Consider the following 392-nt stretch of genomic DNA (forward strand, 5'->3'; position numbering starts at 1 on the left):
ATTAAATAACAAGAGATGTTGAATAATATATTTCGCGCATTAGATCAATTAGGCATCACCCCACAAAAACGTGCCATCCATATTCAATTTTCCAATCCCATATTAAATGCTCAGGTCTTTTTACAACGTATAGATGGGCAACATGAAATCAATCAAGGCATCCGTGCAGAACTGATTTGCTTATCCACTGATGCTACCATTCCATTAAAACAATTCATTGGTAGCCAAGTCGCGGTTGACCAAGTCACCGACTCAGGACAACTGTTCCGTACCACAGGTATTATTACTCAAGCCCTACAAGGCCAATCCGATGGTAGTTTAAGCCTCTATAAACTCACACTTGAAGACCCCTCCACACTTTGGAAAAAACGCCGCAATAGCCGTGTGTTTAT

Annotated in this window: 1 protein-coding gene; it reads left to right on the forward strand. The window is 40.8% G+C overall.

Translation table 11 applies throughout. The features are described from left to right. Nucleotides 1-15 precede the first annotated feature (15 nt). Nucleotides 16-392 (forward strand): contractile injection system protein, VgrG/Pvc8 family (locus tag ACF8D3_RS03310; protein WP_392470145.1); only part of this gene is annotated, 377 nt, incomplete at its 3' end.

Origin of the sequence: Acinetobacter sp. YQ_14 (assembly GCF_043102985.1) — a bacterium.
Lineage (GTDB): Bacteria > Pseudomonadota > Gammaproteobacteria > Pseudomonadales > Moraxellaceae > Acinetobacter > Acinetobacter venetianus.